Source organism: Arcanobacterium buesumense (genome assembly GCF_012563545.1).
GTDB classification, from domain to species: domain Bacteria; phylum Actinomycetota; class Actinomycetes; order Actinomycetales; family Actinomycetaceae; genus Arcanobacterium; species Arcanobacterium buesumense.
The window spans coordinates 1,061,453-1,082,251 of the sequence record NZ_CP050804.1; the positions used below are offsets into that span (position 1 = coordinate 1,061,453).

The 20,799-nt window shown below is 49.1% G+C and carries 18 protein-coding genes; 6 read left to right on the forward strand and 12 right to left on the reverse strand.

Features of this window, described 5'->3' with window-relative positions; all coding sequences use genetic code 11:
- Window positions 1-43: 43 nt before the first annotated feature.
- From hemW to lepA, 3 genes are read right to left on the reverse strand one after another with little or no spacing between them, the layout of a single operon-like run.
- A complete protein-coding gene (gene hemW / locus HC352_RS04805) occupies window positions 44-1,234 on the reverse strand; it encodes a radical SAM family heme chaperone HemW (protein ID WP_211080623.1) in 1,191 nt (396 codons plus the stop codon).
- Window positions 1,231-2,046 (reverse strand): tRNA (guanosine(46)-N7)-methyltransferase TrmB, encoded by an 816-nt coding sequence (gene trmB, locus HC352_RS04810; RefSeq protein WP_168917827.1) that lies wholly within the window; start codon window positions 2,044-2,046, stop codon window positions 1,231-1,233. The genes hemW and trmB overlap by 4 nt, the downstream gene beginning before the upstream one ends.
- Window positions 2,043-3,872, reverse strand: coding sequence for a translation elongation factor 4 (gene lepA / locus HC352_RS04815; RefSeq protein ID WP_211080725.1), 1,830 nt, complete (start codon window positions 3,870-3,872; stop codon window positions 2,043-2,045). The genes trmB and lepA overlap by 4 nt, the downstream gene beginning before the upstream one ends.
- A gap of 107 nt (window positions 3,873-3,979) precedes the next feature.
- On the opposite strand from lepA, the gene HC352_RS04820 reads away from it, so the two are divergent.
- The 4 genes from HC352_RS04820 to rpsT all read left to right on the forward strand — a co-directional run bounded on the left by HC352_RS04820 (window position 3,980) and on the right by rpsT (window position 6,201).
- The gene (locus tag HC352_RS04820; RefSeq protein ID WP_168917829.1) at window positions 3,980-4,579 is read left to right on the forward strand and encodes a hypothetical protein; all 600 of its coding nucleotides are present in this window, start codon (window positions 3,980-3,982) and stop codon (window positions 4,577-4,579) included.
- Between the two features lie 67 nt (window positions 4,580-4,646).
- Window positions 4,647-5,153 carry a PH domain-containing protein gene (locus HC352_RS04825; protein ID WP_168917830.1) on the forward strand — a complete coding sequence of 169 codons (507 nt, stop codon included), beginning with the start codon at window positions 4,647-4,649 and terminating at the stop codon, window positions 5,151-5,153.
- The gene (locus tag HC352_RS04830) at window positions 5,153-5,719 is read left to right on the forward strand and encodes a type II toxin-antitoxin system PemK/MazF family toxin (RefSeq protein WP_168917831.1); all 567 of its coding nucleotides are present in this window, start codon (window positions 5,153-5,155) and stop codon (window positions 5,717-5,719) included. Before HC352_RS04825 ends, HC352_RS04830 begins: the two co-directional genes overlap by 1 nt.
- Window positions 5,720-5,934: 215 nt before the next feature.
- On the forward strand, window positions 5,935-6,201 hold the full coding sequence (gene rpsT, locus HC352_RS04835; RefSeq protein ID WP_168917832.1) for a 30S ribosomal protein S20: 267 nt from the start codon (window positions 5,935-5,937) through the stop codon (window positions 6,199-6,201).
- A gap of 90 nt (window positions 6,202-6,291) precedes the next feature.
- Here rpsT and pntB read toward each other — a convergent pair whose 3' ends face one another.
- From pntB to HC352_RS04860, 5 genes are all read right to left on the reverse strand, one after another.
- Window positions 6,292-7,716: a Re/Si-specific NAD(P)(+) transhydrogenase subunit beta gene (pntB, locus tag HC352_RS04840; protein ID WP_256367966.1), complete on the reverse strand. Its 1,425-nt coding sequence runs from the start codon at window positions 7,714-7,716 to the stop codon at window positions 6,292-6,294.
- 42 nt (window positions 7,717-7,758) lie between these two features.
- Window positions 7,759-9,291 (reverse strand): Re/Si-specific NAD(P)(+) transhydrogenase subunit alpha, encoded by a 1,533-nt coding sequence (locus tag HC352_RS04845; protein ID WP_168917834.1) that lies wholly within the window; start codon window positions 9,289-9,291, stop codon window positions 7,759-7,761.
- A 63-nt stretch (window positions 9,292-9,354) separates the two neighbouring features.
- Window positions 9,355-10,320, reverse strand: a complete 966-nt coding sequence (holA, locus tag HC352_RS04850) for a DNA polymerase III subunit delta (protein ID WP_168917835.1) — start codon at window positions 10,318-10,320, stop codon at window positions 9,355-9,357.
- 4 nt (window positions 10,321-10,324) lie between these two features.
- Window positions 10,325-11,764, reverse strand: a complete 1,440-nt coding sequence (locus HC352_RS04855) for a ComEC/Rec2 family competence protein (RefSeq protein ID WP_168917836.1) — start codon at window positions 11,762-11,764, stop codon at window positions 10,325-10,327.
- Window positions 11,761-12,669: a ComEA family DNA-binding protein gene (locus HC352_RS04860; protein ID WP_168917837.1), complete on the reverse strand. Its 909-nt coding sequence runs from the start codon at window positions 12,667-12,669 to the stop codon at window positions 11,761-11,763. The genes HC352_RS04855 and HC352_RS04860 overlap by 4 nt, the downstream gene beginning before the upstream one ends.
- Window positions 12,670-12,804: 135 nt before the next feature.
- Here HC352_RS04860 and HC352_RS04865 point away from each other — a divergent pair, with 135 nt between their 5' ends.
- Window positions 12,805-14,586, forward strand: coding sequence for a helicase HerA-like domain-containing protein (locus tag HC352_RS04865; protein WP_168917838.1), 1,782 nt, complete (start codon window positions 12,805-12,807; stop codon window positions 14,584-14,586).
- 80 nt (window positions 14,587-14,666) lie between these two features.
- On the opposite strand, the gene HC352_RS04870 is transcribed toward HC352_RS04865, so the two are convergent.
- Both HC352_RS04870 and leuS read right to left on the reverse strand, forming a co-directional pair.
- A complete protein-coding gene (locus tag HC352_RS04870) occupies window positions 14,667-15,629 on the reverse strand; it encodes an aldose 1-epimerase (protein ID WP_247645159.1) in 963 nt (320 codons plus the stop codon).
- A 216-nt stretch (window positions 15,630-15,845) separates the two neighbouring features.
- Window positions 15,846-18,725, reverse strand: coding sequence for a leucine--tRNA ligase (leuS, locus tag HC352_RS04875; protein ID WP_211080624.1), 2,880 nt, complete (start codon window positions 18,723-18,725; stop codon window positions 15,846-15,848).
- 116 nt (window positions 18,726-18,841) lie between these two features.
- Between leuS and HC352_RS04880 the strand changes: the two genes are divergently transcribed.
- A complete protein-coding gene (locus HC352_RS04880) occupies window positions 18,842-19,279 on the forward strand; it encodes an HIT family protein (protein ID WP_168917840.1) in 438 nt (145 codons plus the stop codon).
- Between the two features lie 8 nt (window positions 19,280-19,287).
- On the opposite strand, the gene HC352_RS04885 is transcribed toward HC352_RS04880, so the two are convergent.
- The gene (locus HC352_RS04885) at window positions 19,288-19,986 is read right to left on the reverse strand and encodes a vitamin K epoxide reductase family protein (RefSeq protein WP_168917841.1); all 699 of its coding nucleotides are present in this window, start codon (window positions 19,984-19,986) and stop codon (window positions 19,288-19,290) included.
- Window positions 19,961-20,728 (reverse strand): HAD-IIB family hydrolase, encoded by a 768-nt coding sequence (locus HC352_RS04890; RefSeq protein ID WP_168917842.1) that lies wholly within the window; start codon window positions 20,726-20,728, stop codon window positions 19,961-19,963. Before HC352_RS04890 ends, HC352_RS04885 begins: the two co-directional genes overlap by 26 nt.
- Window positions 20,729-20,799 lie beyond the last annotated feature (71 nt).

Genomic DNA, 20,799 nt, shown 5'->3' on the forward strand with positions numbered 1-20,799 from the left:
TTAAAAATGATGATTTGTGACATAAACTACTCACGTGATGTGCTTACCACAACGCGCGAATAACGGTATCCGCCAGTAACCGCCCGCGTAGCGTCAATACAATCCGACCAGATAACGCAGCAGCCGGATCAACAAGCTCATCAGCAATAAGCCCGGCAATCACACGTGGTTGCGTACCGTCTGGAATAGCGATTCCTTCAGCCAGCCGTACGCCCAGCATAATCGCTTCTTCACGCTGTTCAGTATCCGTTAGATGCTCTACGTCGGCGATCGGCAAGTTTCCTGCCAGAAGATGTTGCGCATAGGCACCCGGATGTTTGACATTCCAGAACCTCGTGCCGTTGATGTGGCTATGTGCTCCTGGCCCGTATCCCCACCAATTGGTATTGCGCCAATAGGCCATATTATGCCGGGAATGTTTACCCGGCTTCGCCCAATTCGATACCTCATACCAGGAATAGCCAGCCCCTGTCAGCATAGCCTCAGCTATTTCATATTTAGCAGCTTGCTCGTCTGGATCAGTATCTGGTAACTCACCCCGCCGTACCTGCCGGCCCATCGCGGTACCTGGTTCAATCGTCAGTCCGTAGGCTGAAATATGCCCAGGCTCTAGTGCAATCGCGGCATCAAGGGATCGTTGCCAATCAGCCAACGACTCCCCTGGCGCGCCATAAATCAAGTCCACCGAATACTCTAAGCCAACCTCGCGCGCCCACTGTGCCACTTTGGTTACTTGTCCCGGGCTGTGCTGTCGCTCTAGCGTGGCCAGCACATGCGGAACAGCGCTTTGCATACCGAACGATACCCGATTAAAGCCACCATCTTTTAAGATTTGTAGGGCCTGACGGTCAACCGTTTCCGGATTTGCTTCGGTTGTTATTTCAGCGTCATCGACGACGCCGAACTGCTCACGCAACCTGTCGAGCACTGCAACGAGTTGGCTCGCGTTAAGCATGGTGGGTGTGCCACCGCCGAAGAAAACCGATGTCAGGCCTGCTCCGTTTTCATGCTCAGTCAGGTATCGCGCAGAGATCTCAATTTCACGCATAAGCGATTCGTGGTAGTCCCCTACGGACGCTCCGCTACCAAAATCAGTATTGGTGTAGGTATTGAAATCGCAGTACCCGCAACGCACCCGGCAAAACGGGATATGCACGTATGCCCCGAAACCATCGCTCACATCAGAATCAGGGAGCGACAGTTCGTGGGCTGGTTTAGGTGATACCTCTATCACGGCAATGTTATAGTCTGTGCTTCCGACGACGGCGTAGCACACACGTCATGAATCGTCCGGCCGGCATCAATTCCGCGCTGTTCAAAGCGTGTCATGATTCGTCCGTCCCAGCGCGGTGCGAACCCGCCAACGAAATCGCCGTCATCGTGTGGATCAGGATTCGCCCCCGGATGCATATTCGTCATCCACTGGCTACGCTCAATGACGTCACGCATCTGCCAGGCATAGTTATCCCAGTCTGTTGCCATCCGCCACACACCATCAGGTGCTAACACGCCAGCGACGGTACGAGTAAACGTGTCATTAACAATCCGGCGCTTGTGGTGACGAGCTTTGCGCCACGGGTCAGGGAAAAATGTCCATACTTCGCGAGCTCGCGGATTCGGCTGGGCCACATCGGTACGGAAAATAATCGGCAGTGCCTGCGCAGCATCTACTTCCATAATTCGTACATTCTCTACGCCTTCACGCACAGCGGCATTCACGCAACGTGCCACCCCAGGTGCCCAAGCTTCCAACGCCAGAAAATTCCAGTCTGGGTGAGCTTGCGCCTGCGAGATCAACTGTTCACCTGAACCCGGGCCAATCTCCACCACAATTGGTGCTACTCGCCCAAAAGCTGCAGCCAGATCGATAAAAGCGTCGTCGGCAATCGTCGTCTGCGCCTCACCGGCCGGATAGTCAATCACATAATGCGGACCGTGTTCGGCCATGACTTTCTCAAACTTATCCCCCAACCGCGATCCACGCCGGGTAAAGGAAATGATCCGGCCGTAATTCTTGTTACGTTCGATAGGCTCGTTCGTCGTCACTTCTTCTTTGCCTCCGGCATATCTGATGCCAACGCCGCTACAAAGGCTTCTTGTGGCACGTCAACTCGACCAATCGACTTCATCCGCTTCTTACCGGCCTTCTGCTTCTCAAGCAACTTACGCTTACGAGTAACGTCACCGCCATAGCACTTAGCTAACATATCCTTGCGCAACGCCTTAATCGTCTCGCGGGCAATAACACGCGTGCCGATCGCCGCCTGCACCGGAATTTCAAACTGCTGGCGTGGAATAAGAGCCTTGAGTTTCGCGGTCATCTCAACACCGTAATGGTAGGCAGCGTCGCGGTGCACAATAGCGGAAAATGCGTCCACTGTCTCACCGTTAAGCAGGATATTGACCTTAACCAAATCAGCAGTCTGCTCGCCTTCTTCTTTGTAATCAAGCGAAGCATAACCCTTGGTGCGCGACTTGAGCTGATCAAAAAAGTCAGTCACAATCTCAGCTAACGGCAACTTGTAGTGTAACTCGACGCGGTCTTCGGACAGATAATCCATCCCGCCCATAATTCCACGGCGTTGCTGACACAATTCCATAACCGAACCAACATAGTCCTTCGGCGTCAAAATCGTAGCTTCTACCAACGGCTCATAGATCGCCTTAATCTTGCCGTCAGGGAACTCCGATGGGTTTGCCACCACATGCTCTTCACCCGCATCAGTCACGACACGATAAATAACCGACGGAGCAGTGGCAATCAAATCCAAATCAAACTCGCGTTCCAAACGCTCGCGAATAATCTCCAAATGCAACAAACCAAGGAAGCCACAACGGAAACCAAAACCGAGCGCCACCGAATTTTCCGGCTCATACGTTAACGCAGCATCGTTCAACTTCAGCTTTTCCAGCGCATCACGCAATGCCGGATAATCCGAACCATCAATCGGATAAATACCCGAGAACACCATCGGTTTCGGATCACGGTATCCGGCCAAAGCCTCGTTAGCTGGCTTACGAAGATCAGTAACCGTATCACCCACACGCGACTGACGGACATCCTTTACGCCGGTGATCAAATACCCGACTTCTCCTACGCTTAGCCCTTTTGCAGGTTTAGGCTCTGGTGAGATAACACCAATTTCCAAAAGTTCGTGGGCCGTGTTCGTAGCCATCATCGTTACCCGTTGACGGGGCGACAGAGTACCATCGACCACACGAACATAAGTCACCACGCCACGATAGGAATCATAAACTGAATCAAAAATCATGGCTCGCGTAGGTGCATCCACAGTGCCCACCGGCGCGGGAACTTCGGCAACAATGCGGTCTAACAACTCATCGACGCCCTGGCCAGTTTTACCTGAGACGCGAATGACGCTATCGGGATCAACACCTAACAAAGATCCAATCTCTGCGGCATATTTTTCCGGGTTTGCAGCCGGCAAATCGATCTTATTCAACACTGGAATAATAACGAGATCATTTTCCATCGCCATATAAAGATTAGCGAGAGTTTGTGCTTCGATACCTTGGGCCGCATCCACCAGCAAAATTGCTCCCTCACAGGCGGCTAACGAGCGGGAAACCTCATAAGAAAAATCGACGTGCCCGGGAGTGTCAATCATATTCAATGCGTAAGCTTGCGAATCGACGCTCCATGGCATGCGTACCGCTTGCGATTTGATGGTAATCCCGCGTTCGCGTTCAATATCCATCCGATCCAAATATTGTGCACGCATATCGCGCTCAGCAACCACCCCAGTTAATTGCAGCATGCGATCGGCCAAGGTTGACTTACCATGATCGATATGTGCGATGATGCAAAAGTTTCGGATCCGCGAAGGATCAGTGGCGGCAGGCTCGATCATCTTGACCTCAGTGGCAGTCGATACAGGCACGTGTTCTCCTTTTCCTATAGTCGATTTAACAATACCAGCGTTGCACATATGTATGCGCTTAGTGGCACACTTAGGTTATGAGTATCACCGCTGGTTCGCTAAATTATCTACTTCCGATCATTGAACGCGTCATCCGATTTCCCGGAAAGCTTCTGGTCATCGTCGCTGGTTCAATCACCACTCTTTCACTTATTGCCGGGTGGTTTGCTGGGCGTGAATCAAATACATTTCTGGCCTGGTGGCCATTTATGGTGTCAGTACTTTTTGCCTGCGCAGTGGGCGTTTTCGCGGTTTTGCGGTTTCGGTTGGCTCGTGCCGTTGATTCAGTTATCGATACGTTTACACAAACCACGGCGGGTGCGACAGAAGTATCTATTATTAATCCCGACGGTTCACCTGTTGACTCAACTCCATATTCTTTCGACGACGAAATAATACGTATCGAGGCACAACAACGCTTAATGTCTGCGCAAGCCGAGGCTGCGCATAAACGAAAGGTCATGTTTCCACGCATCGAAGCAGCTCAACGTGCTGCGATCGCAAGTGCTGGTGGTATTGAGAATGCACCATATTTACGCGATGACCTGCGTATTACATTGCTCAGCGCGTTAGCTTCTTTTGCAGCAATCCCAGTTTGCTTTTTTACTTTTGTTGTGGGGTTGATTATTTCACTATAGAAAATAGTTATCAGAAACTAAGCGCAAAAGTATCAACAATGTCGTTCAACATGGCACAATCTTGACTATGACACTTCCAGATAAACTCCTTGGCCGCGATGAACACGTTATTCGGCATATGCACGAACACCCTAAAACCTTGTTTTGGAATGGGTGCGGTTCTATTTTAATTCTTATCGTTATGGCGTTGATGATCGGTTATATGCCAGACTTCCTTGCCCCGTGGGGAACGTGGGTCGTTCTAGCCGTTGCGCTGGTGGCACTTGTAGTGGTGGGAATCCTGCCTTGGCTACGATGGTTCACCGCGACATATACGATTACGAACCGGAGAATTATTACTCGTTCCGGTATCTTTACTAAGAGTGGTCACGATATTCCGTTATCCCGTATTTCCAATGTGAATTACGAACATGACATCATCGATCGTTTCGTTGGTTCTGGCACACTCATTTTTGAGACTTCTGCGAGCGAACCGTTGGTATTGAAAGATGTTCCGCGCGCTGAAGACGTTCATGTTGAATTAACAGAATTATTATTTGCCGACAACGCCGAAGCTCACGCCGACACCGAGTAATGAATATTTGGAACCGTCTGACCCATACCGTCGTCGATATTGGTAAACAAACACTGACCTCGGCGTTTAAGTCATCGTCGTCGACGACGAAAAAACGTCAGCCTCGTCGTGTTCAACCTCGACAGCAAACGTTGCCTGGTCCCAATCAGCCAGCTTGCGAATATAATCTTCGCCAGCTTGGTTTACCGGAATTTAGTTATCGTCCGGTGCGCGACGCTACCCCAGATCCTGGTGAAGTGGTATGGACATGGGTGCCATACGAAGAAAATGACGGCCGTGGTAAAGATCGTCCAGTTCTTGTTGTGGCTATGTATGGACCTGACCATGTCGTTTTTGCGCAAACAACATCGCAAGACCATGATCACGACGCCCAAGATGAGGCTCGTTGGGGCCGATATTGGATGGATATTGGTTCGGGAAATTGGGATGCTCAGCATCGGCCATCAGAAGTCCGGCTCAACAGGTTAATGATCACTCATATCAATCAGATTCGTCGTACTGGTGGACAACTTGATCAGGCGATCTTTGCACGCGTCATCGCTGCGATAAAACATTACCTGCGCTAATGCGTGACGGGTTACACGCCAATATGTTCGTTAAAGTTGACCTGAACTGATATGCTTACGCATGGACTTTACTTACCTGGTCGGGTAATGAGTCCGGCCTTGATTCATAACCACGGGTGTCCCCACGCCTTACAGTCCGGATCAGGCAATCCCTCACCGACCGTATTCCTTTCGTGTATGCCAACCAGCATCCACGAGAAATGAAAGAGATTCACGTGGCAAATATTAAGTCCCAAAAGAAGCGCATCAAGACCAACGAGAAGCGTCGTGTCCGTAACCAGGCGTACAAGTCCGAGCTTAAGACGCTCGTTCGTAAGACCCGCGAAGCCATCGCCTCCGGCGATGCCGAAGCTGCAGCTAGCGCTCTCCAAGTCACCAGCCGCAAGCTGGATAAGGCCGTTTCTAAGGGTGTTATCCACAAGAACCAAGCTGCTAACCGTAAGTCGAAGCTCGCTGTTCAGCTAGCTAAGCTCGGTAAGTAAGCTTCTTCGCGTAACTTTTACGCAAGGAAATAGTGTGGGCTGGAAGTTCGTCTTCCAGCCCACACTATTTATGCACATGTGGCAGATCTGCTATAAGGCGGCAATGATGTCGTTGACCGTTGATTTAGCATCTCCGAGGAGCATATCAGTGTTGTCGTTGAAGAATAGTGGATTTTGTACGCCGGCATAGCCAGCATTGCCCATCGATCGTTTGAAAACAATCACCCGTTTAGCTTCCCAAACTTTGACTACTGGCATTCCAGCAATCGGTGAACCTGGCTCCTGGGCGGCTGGGTTGACCGTATCGTTAGCGCCGATAACTAAAACAACATCGACATCAGCGAAGTCATCGTTGATTTCGTCCATTTCGAGGACAATATCGTATGGTACTTTTGCTTCTGCCAATAAGACGTTCATGTGCCCCGGCAATCGACCGGCAACTGGATGGATAGCAAACTTGACGTCTACCCCCATAGCCCGTAGTTTTCCGGTCAGTTCAGCAACCGGATATTGGGCTTGGGCAACAGCCATACCATACCCTGGAGTAATAACAACCTTCTTCGCAGACGTCAGCAAAGAAGCTACTTCAGTAGCGCCAATCTCTGTATGCACTCCATAATCTTTAGCTTCTTCCCCACCCTGAGTTGGGGAACCAAAACCACCTAAGATAACCGAAATAAAAGATCGGTTCATTGCTTGGCACATAATATATGACAAATATGCACCTGAAGAACCGACTAATGCACCCGTGATAATGAGCAGATCGTTATTGAGAGTAAAACCGGCCATCGCTGCTGCCCAACCAGAGTATGAATTGAGCATTGAGACGACCACTGGCATATCGCCGCCACCGATCGCGGCAACGAGATGGAAACCAAGGGCGAGCGATACTAGCGTCAAAATGATGAGTGCACTGAAACCAGAGCCGAAAGTTGATGCGGAAACGAGCCATACAATGAATAAAAATGACACTACCAAGCCAGCAAGGTTTATCCAGTTTCGCCCCGGCAAGGTCAACGGTGCACCACTAATTTTCCCCGCAAGTTTCAGGTAAGCAACAACAGATCCGGTTAATGTCACAGCTCCGATGAATACTGCCAGACCTACTTCTCCTAGATGGAATCCGGAGCCCATTGACCCACTCGGATGGAGAATAAAGGAATTAAAACCAACAAAAACAGCAGCTAGTCCGACGAATGAGTGCAACAAGGCAATCAGTTCTGGCATGCCAGTCATCTCAACTTTTCGGGCTTTATAGATGCCGATAGTGCCACCGATAATCATGGCCACAATAGTTAACACGATGGTCGAAACGAGGTTTGCTTGCACACTAGCAAAAGCGACAATAACCGTGGCAACAAGTGCGATAGCCATACCAATCATTCCGCGCTGATTTCCGCGTTGGGCACTTACTTGGCGTGATAACCCAGCCAATGCCAAAATAAACAGCAATGCGGCAACAATATATGCCAATGACTGCACTTGGTTTGTCCATGAGGAAGCTATATTAGGCATAATCTCGACTAATATGCCGTTGAGCGAATATGTCTTCATCTGTTAGCTCCTTGTAAACATTTTGAGCATGCGGTCTGTGACCATGAAACCGCCGAATATATTAATCGATGCCACAACAACCGCAAGGAATGCCAAAATCTGAACGACGATGTGTTCATCTGCTATTTGCGTCAACGCACCCACAACGATAATTCCGGAAATAGCATTCGTTACTGACATGAGCGGAGTGTGTAACGAGTGAGTTACCGAAGTAATAACGTAAAAACCCACAACACATGCAAGTGCGAAAACCATGAAATGACTCGTCATCCCCGGCGGAGCAACATAGATTAATGCTCCGAATATGACGGCTGCCAGTCCTAGCCACAAATATTTGGTCAGCTTGGCAGGGGCAACTTCCGGTGTTGCTTGGTTGGGCTGTGCGGGTGGCGCCGGAGTGCTCGGCGCAGCTGACACCTTAACTGGCGGTGGCGGGAACATAATTTTCCCATCGAACGTCACCGTCATTTGCCGCACGATGACATCGTTGAAATCGAGGTGGAGTTGTCCATCTTTTTCGGGAGTGGTCAGACCAAAGAAGTTCACAATATTTTGCCCAAAAAGCTGCGAAGCCTGAGCCGGAAGGCGGCCAGCATAATCTGTATAGCCAATGATTGTTACTCCGTTATCAGTAGTAATCACTTGCCCAGGAACAGTTAGCTCACAATTACCTCCGTTAACTGCCGCTAAATCAACAATAACCGAACCAGGTTTCATACCAGCAACAGCCTGTGCGTCAATAAGTGTTGGTGCTTTTCGCCCAGGGATATTAGCCGTCGTAATGACAATATCCGAAAGGCTCGCTTGCTGAGTGTAAAGATCATGAGCAATGCGTGCCTGCTCTACATTCATTTCTTTTGCGTAACCATCGCTAGATTCTTGTGCCGGGGCTGGGATCGATACAAACGTTGCTCCCATGGATTCAATCTGTTCAGCTACCTCAGCACGAACATCTGTTGCGTTGACGATGGCACCAAGCGAATTAGCCGTGCCAATAGCTGCTAAACCAGCAACTCCTGCCCCAATAACGTACACCGTTGCCGGAGCCACTTTTCCGGCAGCTGTAACTTGTCCGTGGAAGAGTCTGCCAAAATGCGAAGCGGCTTCAATAACAGCCCGATAGCCAGCGAGGTTAGCCATCGAAGACAGCACATCCATTGATTGTGCACGTGAAATACGTGGAACCATATCCATTGCAAGACCAGTAATATTTCGCACTGCTAAATCGTCTAGCGTTTGTGGATGAGTTCCGGGAGCCATCCGAGTAATGAGAGTGGCTCCTTTTTCCATCATGTCTAAATAAGCTTGCGGCGGAGTGTCAAGCGTGAGCACGATATCTGCGGTCCAAGCTTGCTCCGCTGTAACGATTGTGGCACCAGCTTCTTGATACTGAGAATCTGGGTAGTTAGCCCGTTCTCCTGCGCCATTTTCAATAACGACGTCGTATCCGAGCTTCACCAATTTCGCCGTAGTATCCGGCGTTGTGGCCACCAATGCCTGATCCACATGCGGTTCTCTAGGTACTCCTATTCGCACCTTGTCTCCTTTCACCATGCCTTACTGGCATCGACGTTCACACTCTATCGTATTCGTCACTACTTACCCGCGTATTTTTCGAGCTCGCCCAACTTCTAAGATACCGCGTTCTAAGGCATATCCCGGATCGCGCGATCCGCCTTTAACATCAGTATCGGCTTGTGCTACTGCGGATATCGCCATAGCTATTCCTTGGGCTGACCAGCCACGCAAATCTCGTTTAGCTCGATCTGCCATCCATGGCACAAGCGAGATCTGAACGTCAATAGTGCCAGAGCGCTGGCCCAATACCTGTGCCATTGCCCGAAGTTTTGCTGCTATAGCACCCAAAATTGCGGTTGGAGTTGCCCCGGTGGCCAGTGCGTGCCGAGCCAATTTAACAGCTTGGCCGACATTTCCCACGATAAGCGCATCAGCTACATTAAATCCTTTTGCCTCAATACGTCCTGAAAAATAAGTATGGACATTTTCTTCAGTAATCACACCGTCAACGTCGGCAAGTAATTGTTGTACGCTAGCAAGCAACTCACGGACATCAGATCCAACCGCTTCAATAAGCGCGCCAATTGCTTCAGGCGTCATTTTCCGCCCGGCAGCGCGAATATCAGCCATCACTGCTTGAGTTTTTTCCCGCTGATTTTTAACTGCTGGAATTTTCGTCGTCGGTATCTTAGCTTTGGCGAGCTCAGTGAGTATTTTCTTTCCCCGAACTCCACCATTGTGTTGCAATACCAAAACGACGTCATTTTCTGGCTGTTTTAAGTAGGCCAAAAGATCTTCTTGAAAAGAAGTATTGAGATTCTCTAACTGCGTGACGATAAGCATTCGCCGCTCACCAAACAACGATGGTGAAGCAAGTGCACTGAGATGGCCACTAGGGTACGTTTGCGCATCAATAAGAGAAATATCGGTATGCGGATCAAGCGCTCGGGCTTGCGTTTTAAGGAGTGCTATAGCGCGTTCTGCATAAACAGGTTCGCCAGATTGAATGAGCACGATAGGTGCGATCGTAATCTTATCCCAGGTCATTTCTTTAGTATCTCATGTTTAGTTCGTGCTGTTCTTCTTTGTGGAATTTATGTGCCACTACCACAAGTATAAAAAGACAGAGCATGTTTACCAAAGCTCCCACTAGTGGCGGGTATGGGCTAGTAGGTAAACACTCCACAACAATCTCAATCCACCAAGTACATAGTCCAGCGCATGCTAACAATGCGGTGCCTACACATGGTATCAGCGCAGCGGCAGCTCCTCCCGCAAGGCCAAGAATAGTTAACGGAGTAACTACTGGGGCAATAAGCGCATTTGCCACGACGGACCACAGGGAAACGCTATCTTGGATAGTGGCAATAAGCGGAGCAGTCGCTATCCCAGCGACCATTGGAATAGCTAATGCTTGGCTAAGAAATGATGGCAATATTGTTGACATCCAATAGGCAGTGTAATTACCAGCCAAAACAATCGCTGCAACTGCCACAACTGATAATTGAAATCCCAATGTCGTCACTAAAAGGGGGTCTGTTAGCGAAGCATAAATGACGCTTAAGGCTAAAAGTGGCATAGCGCTAGAAACATATTTACGACCTAATCCAACACACAGTAACACTCCCATTATCATTGCTCTACTTACTGATGGTTCTGGTCCAACTACTGTCGTTAGCAGATATATACTCATCAATGATCCACATCCTGTGAGCAATGCTCGTTTGCGGCCAAAGCATATAACTACTAAGCCAATTATTATCGAGACATGTGCTCCTGATACTGCAGTCAGATGAGATAAACCTAAAAACCGCATCTGTTCTTTCATAGCCCGTGGCACAGTTGAGTCATCACCTACTGCTATACCCGGGATTAACGCATCGTGCTGATTGCGTGTGGAAGCAGAATAAGACAGTAACGCATGATGGATTTTATTAACGTACCTGTACCATCCGGATGATCGTCTTAACACCCTGATATTGTTGGCTGTTAATGTGGCATGACTATAACTGGAAAACTCGTTCGTATCGAGATAACCGTCTAGCGCAACAGAATCAAAACGGCTCAGTGGCGTGTTCCCCGGTACGTGGCGCACTTTTATCCACGATTCCACTTCCTGAGCATTACCGGCAATATCCACTACTAATGTACGAAGTAAGAATTCATAATTGCCATGACGGCTTACCGGATAGGATGCAATTGTGCCGATTACTTTTACGGGTAATCGTTGAGCTATAACTTCAGAAAAGAACCGACTGGTACCCATATATGTCTGCGTTATAGTTGTCAGTGAAGCACAGAGTGTACACAATGCAATAACTGCATACGTGGCAGCAAACTTCCCGCCACGAAGCCGAGCAATAAGTGAGCAGGCAAGCATCACACATGCACTTATACAACTAGCTTTCAGCCAATTCGCACCGCCAACAACAACAAGCCACGTAGCTATGGCAGGGAGAACCAACCGGCAATCATGGCCCATCGTCTTCATCCAACACGCAGATGCTCACGTAGTCTGTCTAAGCTTTTTGGTCCAATGCCTGGTACATCTGTGAGCTGGTCAATCTGAGTGAATTTCCCATGACTTTCTCGCCACCGGATAATGGCTTGTGCTGTTGCTGGTCCAATACCAGGAACAGCTTCTAGTGCGTTTGCATCAGCGCTATTTACATCAACGCCACGAGTTTGTTCTGCAGATACGTGCGATGACGTATCAACACCAGCATCGTTATACCCCAGCACATGGATATGTTCACCATCAGTGACTGTAGCAGCTAAGTTAATCCGGGCTAAATCAGCTTCTTGAGTTAAACCACCAGCTGCCATAACCACGTCATTGATACGCGATCCTGCATTAACAGTGACAACCCCAGGATTGTGGACTGCACCTGATACGTAGACGACAAGTGAACTTTGGTTTACAGCAGTGTTCTTCTCGCTATCGTTACGGTTTCTTTCTGCCGATGCTCCATCGGCCATGGAATTATTCGGCAATTCAGTGCTCGCTTCAGCATTATTTTGGGGCAAGTGCGAAGATTTTTCTTCTTCACTTTGTGTTCCTCCCGGGCTTGCATGAACCGTTGGTGTACCTTGCCATAGTGATGAAACTATAACAACAACCGTCATAAAAACAACGACAATAGCAATTACCCGAGCAGCATCCGGCGCCCAGGCTATCCGTAATCGGTTTCCGGAAGCCGAAAGTGCCGAAATGTCCTCCCCTGCACCCATTTTTAATGCTGTTGTTGTTAACGCATGTATTCGTGAACTATTAGTAGACCTCAATGCTTCTTGGTTATCGGGTTGATGATCGATATAACCGATTTTAGTTCTCGGACTACGACGTAAACTATTGCTATGACGACCATGCCGTCGTCGTGGTGGTGGAACGCTCATATCAGTGAGTATGCCTGATTAACGTAAGATCGGATGCTGCCGAAGAAAACCTGTGGACAATTAAAAAGTAACCATTTTTGTGGACAACTCTTGTGCCACAGTTATCTGTCGCAACCCTCGTCTACAATAGCTAGTATGACCACTGAAGCAGAAATCGCCAGACTCAAAGCACAGGCTCTCGCCGCCCAAGCCGAAGCTGCAGCCGCCCGCGCAGCCGCAGCCCAAGCCCAATTGGAAGCTGCCCAAGCCGAATTAGAAGCTACTCAGACTCCATTAGCCGACGAACAAACACCTAGCAATAACGCAACATTTAGCGAATATGCTAACCACGTCGCCCGCGAGTACACATTTTCTGGTACGTCTTTTACCCTTGGCACCTATCTTGAAGATGGCCATCCACTATCAGATATCCGTATTTCATTGCCCATCGGCATGCTCAACCGTCACGGACTTGTTGCCGGAGCAACTGGGACCGGCAAAACTCGCACCTTGCAATATCTTGCCGAAGGTTTATCGACCGCTGGAGTCCCCGTCTTTGTCACTGATATTAAAGGTGATCTTACCGGTCTGCTAGAACCTGGAACGCCGTCGGAAAAACTACGTCAACGCGTCCAATCCCAAGGCCAAGAATGGACACCAAATAGTTTCCCCACTGAGCTATACACTTTAGGAGGAGTCGGAGAAGGCATCCCTATTCGCACAACTATTTCTGATTTCGGTCCACTCCTTCTCGCAAAAATTTTAGGTCTCAATGACACTCAGGAATCTGCCCTCTCACTCATTTTTCATTGGGCTGATACCGAACGCTTAGCACTAATAGATCTCAGCGACTTGCGCGCAGTAGTTACCTATCTAACTTCCCCAGAAGGAAAAGATGAACTAACTGCCATTGGCGGAATTGCCAGTGCCACCGCGGGTGTTATTTTACGTAAAGTCTCTGAGTTACAAGCTCAAGGTGCAGAAGATTTCTTTGGCGAACCCGCTTTCGATGTCACTGATTTTATTCGGCATGCTCACGACGGACGCGGGATCATATCTGCTCTTGAACTTCCTGATGTACAATCACGTCCCGCCTTATTTTCTACATTTATCATGTGGCTTTTGGCTGAGCTTTTCCAGACTTTGCCAGAACAAGGTGATTCCGACACTCCCAAACTTGTCTTTTTCTTCGACGAAGCACACCTTCTTTTCGATGGCGCTTCAACTGAGTTTGTCAACCAGGTGATCCGCACTGTTCGGCTTATCCGTTCCAAGGGAGTTGGTATCTTTTTCGTGACACAAACACCAAAAGATCTTCCTGCCGATGTTCTGGGACAGCTCGGGGCAAAAATCCAACACGCGCTACGTGCACATACGCCAAAAGACATCAAAGCATTGCGGGATACCGTGAAAACATTCCCTATCTCGCCACTAGAACTAGAAGACATTTTACCTAATCTTGGAACAGGCGAAGCGCTTGTTACCATACTTGATGATAAAGGTCGCCCCTCACCCGTAGTTCCCACTCGTATCTGGGCTCCGGCGGCCGTCATGGGCGTTGCATCGTCTCAGTCGATTTCTGCTGCTATCGCAGAATCTACAGTGCGAGAAAAGTACGCACATCGAGTAGACCCAGAATCCGCCTACGAACTGCTCCAAGGACGGATTAATGCCCAGCAAGAGGCAAAGTTGCTAGCCCAAGCTCAGGAAGAAGCCCGAAAGGAAAACGACCGCTTAGCCCGAGAATTAGAAAAACAGATTGCAGCAGAAGAACGTGCAGCTCAACGAGAGTATGCTCGACGGTTGAAACAAGCAGAAAAAGAAGCGGAACGGCAAGCAAAACGCCGCGAGTCAATCGTCGACTCCATGGTGAAATCTGCTGGGCGTACACTAGCAAGAGAAATAACTCGTGGACTATTTGGCACACGGCGCCGATGACGCGGGCATAGATGTATCTCTCCCAACATGCTGGTAGGGCCGGTGGTTGATAACCACCGGCCCTACCACATTCACCACTGCTACTTGCGATACGTCAAAGTAACAGTGAGCGTGCGCGCAGTTCCTGGGGCAAGCACGATCGAACCAGCTGCGTCCGGACGATTAAAAGCATCAGCAACATGCGATAGTGGCTCAACTGCCACAGATCCGCGAACATTCCGCAGAGCTCCATCCGCGGTATAAATGTGGACCAGTGGTGCTTCGGCTGGTTCCTGTACGATATCAATTTCAGAATTGGTCGATGGATCACGAAGAACAGTCGTCACGACGCCGTTATCATCTGGAATTAGACCACGGAACGAGGTATCGAGGGCTGTGCTACCCAAGAAATCTAGCTGGAAAGGCGCTTTAATGCCAGCATAAGCAGCTTCGCCTGGCCGAGGCACGAGATGGGAATCAAAAACAATACGCGTGCGAGCTGGGATGGTCAGAGACATATTTGATGCCCGCGAACCCGGGAATCGCAGGTATGGATGCCACCCAATAGCGAACGGAATGCCATGCAGATAATCGTGGGTGGCAACAAACGAGACAGTTAAATGCTCTTCGCCATTAGCCCCGGTGTCCAACGAAAAGGTGACAGAAAGTTCGAAAGACCAGGGATATCCGGGAGAACCAGGAAAAGTATGAGTCAACGTCAAAGCGTCCTCAGTGTTCGTTGCAGTGAAGTCAGCTTGACCGACAAGACCGTGCGCCGCACCAGCGGGTAGCTCATTGACTTCGTATGTTTCTCCGTCGAAAACATACGAAGATCCAGTTAGCCGGCCTGGCCATGGTGCCATAACTTTAGACCGTGCATCGCGACCATCATCAAACTCTGCCCGCGACTCATAGCCGTCAATAACATTGAAATCTGGCCGTGGTTCCCACGAAATCAACGTCGCGCCACGCTCAACAATAAGTGCACTCGCACCACTAGCGGAGGTAAGTCGCCACGCAGATAACCCATCAAATTCAGTTGCTTCGATTGTCGTACCAGCCATTGACATCACAGCTTCTCACTTTCACTCGTTTTGCTTCAGTGTACATATGTAGCCTAGGTTTTCGTAATAGCTTACTCTTTTTTAGCCCGCAAGCGAAAGCCCACACCTATATTGCCACTAACTTGCGAAAACCTTCGATAATATCGGCCTTTTTAAACGCATCTCGACAGATATGCGTATGCGGCCAGGATAAGATGATCCTGACCGCATACATCATCACGGAACTACATTAACAAGGTTTGGTGCTCGCACAATAACTTTACGTGGCTCACCATCGAGATACTGCGATACCTTTTCCGAAGCCAACGCTAATGCTTGTAGGTCATCATCGGAGATATCGGCCGGAACTTCTAACCGATCACGAACTTTACCCATCACCTGGACAACACACGTCACCGTATCGTCAACTAACAAAGATTCATCAGTGACTTCAGGGAATGGCTCATACGCCAATGACGTGTCATGTCCTAACCGCTTCCATAGCTCCTCAGCAATATGCGGAGCAATAGGGGCAGTGAGTAGCACGAGAGTCTCGGCGACTTCCCGAGTAACAGGTTTTCCAGTGACATGATTATTTAGCACAATAATGCGGGCAATGGCAGTATTGATACGCATTGCCTCGAATTCTTCACGTACGTCGTGAATAGTGCGTGCCATAACCTTAGCGGTTTCCAGATCAGTTTCTTGATCAACAATAACCAGCTCACCGGTTTGCTCGTCGACGATGTTTCGCCACAACCGTTGCAAGAAACGCTGAGCGCCAACAACAGCGCGGGTTTCCCAAGGACGGTCAGCATCGAGTGGTCCCATCGACATTTCATAAACGCGGAAGGTGTCAGCACCATATTGTTCTGCCATATCGTCTGGAGTGACAATATTCTTCAGCGACTTACCCATCTTTCCGTATTCACGATTAACTGGCTGTCCATTCCATTCGAAGGACACTTCTCCCGAGCCGTCACTAGCCGCTACCTCAGTGACTTCATCGGCTGGCACATATTGGCCACGTGAATCGGTATAAGCATACGCCTGAACGTACCCTTGATTAAATAGCTTATGGAATGGCTCACTAGAGCTTAAGTATCCTAGATCGAAAAGAACCTTGTGCCAGAAACGGGCATAGAGCAAATGCAAAACTGCATGTTCCACACCACCAATGTAAAGATCCGTACCGCCAGCAGGTTTACGTTCTTTCGGTCCCATCCAGTACTCTTCATTTTCCGGAGCGATAAACTGTTGAGTATTTAACGGATCAATATAGCGCAATTCGTACCAGCATGAGCCGGCCCAATTTGGCATAGTATTTGTTTCGCGGGTGTATTTTTTCAGGCCATCGCCTAAATCGAGTTCAACATTCACCCAGTCAGTTAACCGGCCTAATGGCGGTTCTGGTTCAGAATCTGCATCTTCTGGATCAAATGATCGAGGTGAGTAATCTGGAGTATCTGGTAATTCTACCGGGAGCATTGAATCGGGAAGAGAATGAGCTACCCCATCTTCGTCATACACAATCGGGAACGGTTCACCCCAGTAACGCTGCCGAGAAAATAACCAGTCACGCAATCGGTAAGTGATGGCGGAGGCACCTACACCTTTTTCTTCCAACCACTGGGTAATCTTAGCTTTACCAGCTTCTTTATCTAGGCCGTTTAGCGATATCTCATCGTTTTCAGAATTGATAATCGCACCATCGCCAGTCCAAGCTGACTGCCCATCAAAATCTTCTGGAGTTTCGATGGTCGGAATAACTGGAACGTTGTATGCCTTGGCGAAATCGAAATCACGTTGGTCCCCAGAGGGCACTGCCATAATGGCTCCCGTACCATAGCCCATCATCACATAATCAGCAGTGAAGACTGGAACCTGAGCCCCATTAACTGGATTCGTTGCAAAGATACCCGTAAATACGCCAGTCTTCGTCTTATCGACGTCGGCACGTTCTTTATCTGATTTACGTGAAGCTGCGCGTTGATAGTCCTTGACCGCCGAAGCTGGATCTTGTGCTCCCCCGGTCCACTCCGCTCGCGTATTAGCTGGCCACTGTGCCGGAATTGCAGGCCCTGCCAGCATAGGGTGCTCTGGCGAAACAACCATAAAGGTTGCTCCGAAAAGCGTATCTGGACGGGTAGTAAACACTGTGAGCTTGTGGTCCTTATCAGCACCATGGGCCGTAAAGTCAACATGAGCACCATGCGATTTACCGATCCAATTTCGTTGCATAGAGCGTACTTTTTCCGGCCAGTCAACTTTATCTAAATCTGCCGCAAGGCGATCAGAATAAGCGGTAATACGCATCATCCATTGGCGTAGATTCCGCTTGAAAACAGGGAAATTACCCCGTTCTGAGCGTCCTTCCGCAGTCACTTCTTCATTTGCCAACACAGTGCCGAGACCCGGCGCCCAGTTCACGGGAGCGTAATCGATATATGCTAATCGACGGCTATCAATGGCACTCTGACGCTGTTGGACAGTCATATCCGCCCATGCAACGCCGGATGGAGTAGGGATTGAACCGTCCTCATATCCAGCTATAAGTTCACTAATCGGCCGCGCACGACCTACCGTTCCTGGCTCACGGCCAGGAGCCTGCTCATCATACCAAGCATTGAAAATCTGGGAGAATATCCATTGCGTCCACCCCACAAACACGGTGTCAGTTGTCGCGATTGAACGACGCTTTTCGTGCGACATCCCCAATCGGCGTAGCTGAGAGCGCATGTTGTCAATGTTTTGCTCTGTGGTAATTCGTGGATGCTGGCCTGTTTGCACTGCAAATTGTTCGGCTGGCAAACCAAAAGCATCAAAGCCCATCGTGTACAAGACATTCTTTCCTTGCATACGATGATAGCGGGCTAAACAATCGGTTGCGATAAACCCTAATGGGTGGCCAACATGCAAACCTTTTCCAGATGGATACGGGAACATGTCAAGGAGGAAATAGGTATCATCAGCTAGCTTTCCCTCACCCGCGAGTTCGCCTACGGGATTTGGTGCATTGAATGTTTCTTCGCTTTCCCACCGGTCTTGCCAAGACGCTTCGATCTTATTGGCAAGTTCGGCAGTATAGCGATATGGGAAGCTACCTGTTGCCGACATGATTCTCCTTATTATTGTTTCAAAATCATTAATATCCATGGTATCGCAGGCAACCGACATTCTTTGCCTAACGCACGTGTGATCCATCAAACGTCTAAACGCGCTAGACTGGATCTATGAGTAGTATATTTACAAAAATTATCGCCGGCGAATATCCCGGAAAATTTGTTTGGGCAGATGACGACGTCGTCGTTATGGCAACGATTGAACCGGTACGTCCCGGTCACGTGATGGTTATTCCTCGCGCTGAAGTCGCAAAATTTAGCGACGTCGAACCACGCGTTTTTGCTCATGCTATGAACGTGGCACAAATTATTGCCCGCGCTCAAGAAAAAGCCTTCGACGTCGAACGCGCAGTAGTAACGATTCTAGGTTTTGAAGTGCCACATACCCATGTTCACGTCATTCCTGCGGAATCTGAGCAAGCCGCCGATCTCCATAATGCCAATCCAGCCCCCGCGGCAGACATTACTCAAGCTATGATGACGCTTCGTAGTGCTCTTGTAGAACTCGGCTATGGCGAATACGTTCCAGAATATATGGACGCGCTATAATTTTCGTTTTACGCGAAGAAAAGCGGTAGCTGATCCCAGAAAACAACAACGACTAAGACAATAATTAGTCCATATCCAAAGCCGACGCCGATCCATCGATTGCGCACATATGCGCGACCGGCGTCGGCAAACTTTTGTCCAAAGTGACCGGCCTGTGCGCTACGTGCGGTGACGTGAACGAAAAGCATGATTGTTACCAGCCACGTCACAAAGCAGTATGGACACAATGATCCCTCAACAACGAAACTTTGGTACATAAACCACACAACCCACACCATGCCGGCAAGCAGACCGCCACATAGCGCTTGCCATAACCACCGCGCAAACTGGGCACGGGAAACCAAAGCTAAGCCGAGAGCTGTAATACCGGCAAAGAATGCTAAGCCGTAGACCGAATTAGATACCCCAAAAAATACTTCATTTTGCCAAGTTCCAACCCATTTACCGCATCCCACTAGCGGGTTAATATCGCAAGGTAAAACGCTGTCGGGATGGGTTAGTTTTTGCTTTTCCGCAACAAGAAGCGAAATTGCCGCCCATATCCCAATTGCACCACAGATCGTCATCAACCAAGCAAAGCCAGATTCGGCTCCCCCAGCAATTTGGTGTGCAGTCGGACGAGATTCATATTTGGCAATCCGAGCATCAATCTCAGTTTCGCTTAGTTCTGACAACGTCTTCTTAGCCATTGTTTGTTCCTTGCTCATCAACATACCTCATAACAAATCTAGCAGTATCTTCCCACCCATGAACCTGATGAGCAGCTATTCCTAGTTTCAACACCGGATAGTCATTTCCGCCCTCATCTAACCGATCCCCGATAAAAAGCATATCGGCAACGGCAATTCCAGTTTGTTGTGCAAGCTGAGAAATACCATAGGCTTTGTCAACACCTGCGCGAGTAATATCAACCGATGTTGAACCGCCAGAACGCACTTCCAAATCCGGCAAGTCTTGAGCGACTGCTTGCCGGAGAGCTTCTTTTTTAGTTCGGTTCGGATCCCACGCCTTTTTGGCTTCTACTGGCGCTTGTTGTCCCAGTGCGGAAAATGTAATTTGTGAACCGCGATCTTCAAGAATTGGTCCCCACGTCTGCGCTTCCCATAGTCCTAGTTGTTTCGCTCGTTTTTCTAAGGAGGCTAAGGCTGCTTGGCGTTCGTGCTCAGACAGGTCCTGAGCATATATTGTCCACCATTGGCCATCAATATACCTCAGATACCGCGTTCCGCAGGTGGGCATAAGATGCAATTTTTCCAGCTGATGTTCATCTGCTCCTAGGTTATCTAACAACTGGGTAGAAAACTGAGCAAACTGCCCTCCGGAAATGACGCATACCTCGGTGATGTCAAGGAGTCGACGTAGCGCATGAGCCATCGGTTGCGGTAAAGGAGACTTAGACGGAGCTAACGTATCGTCTAAATCGAAGGCGATTAACTTGTAGTGTGTCATAGTTCTCCATGGTTGTTTTATTTTGATCATTCAGCTCGAATACCACCAACTAATTGGTAAGCTAGAGACAT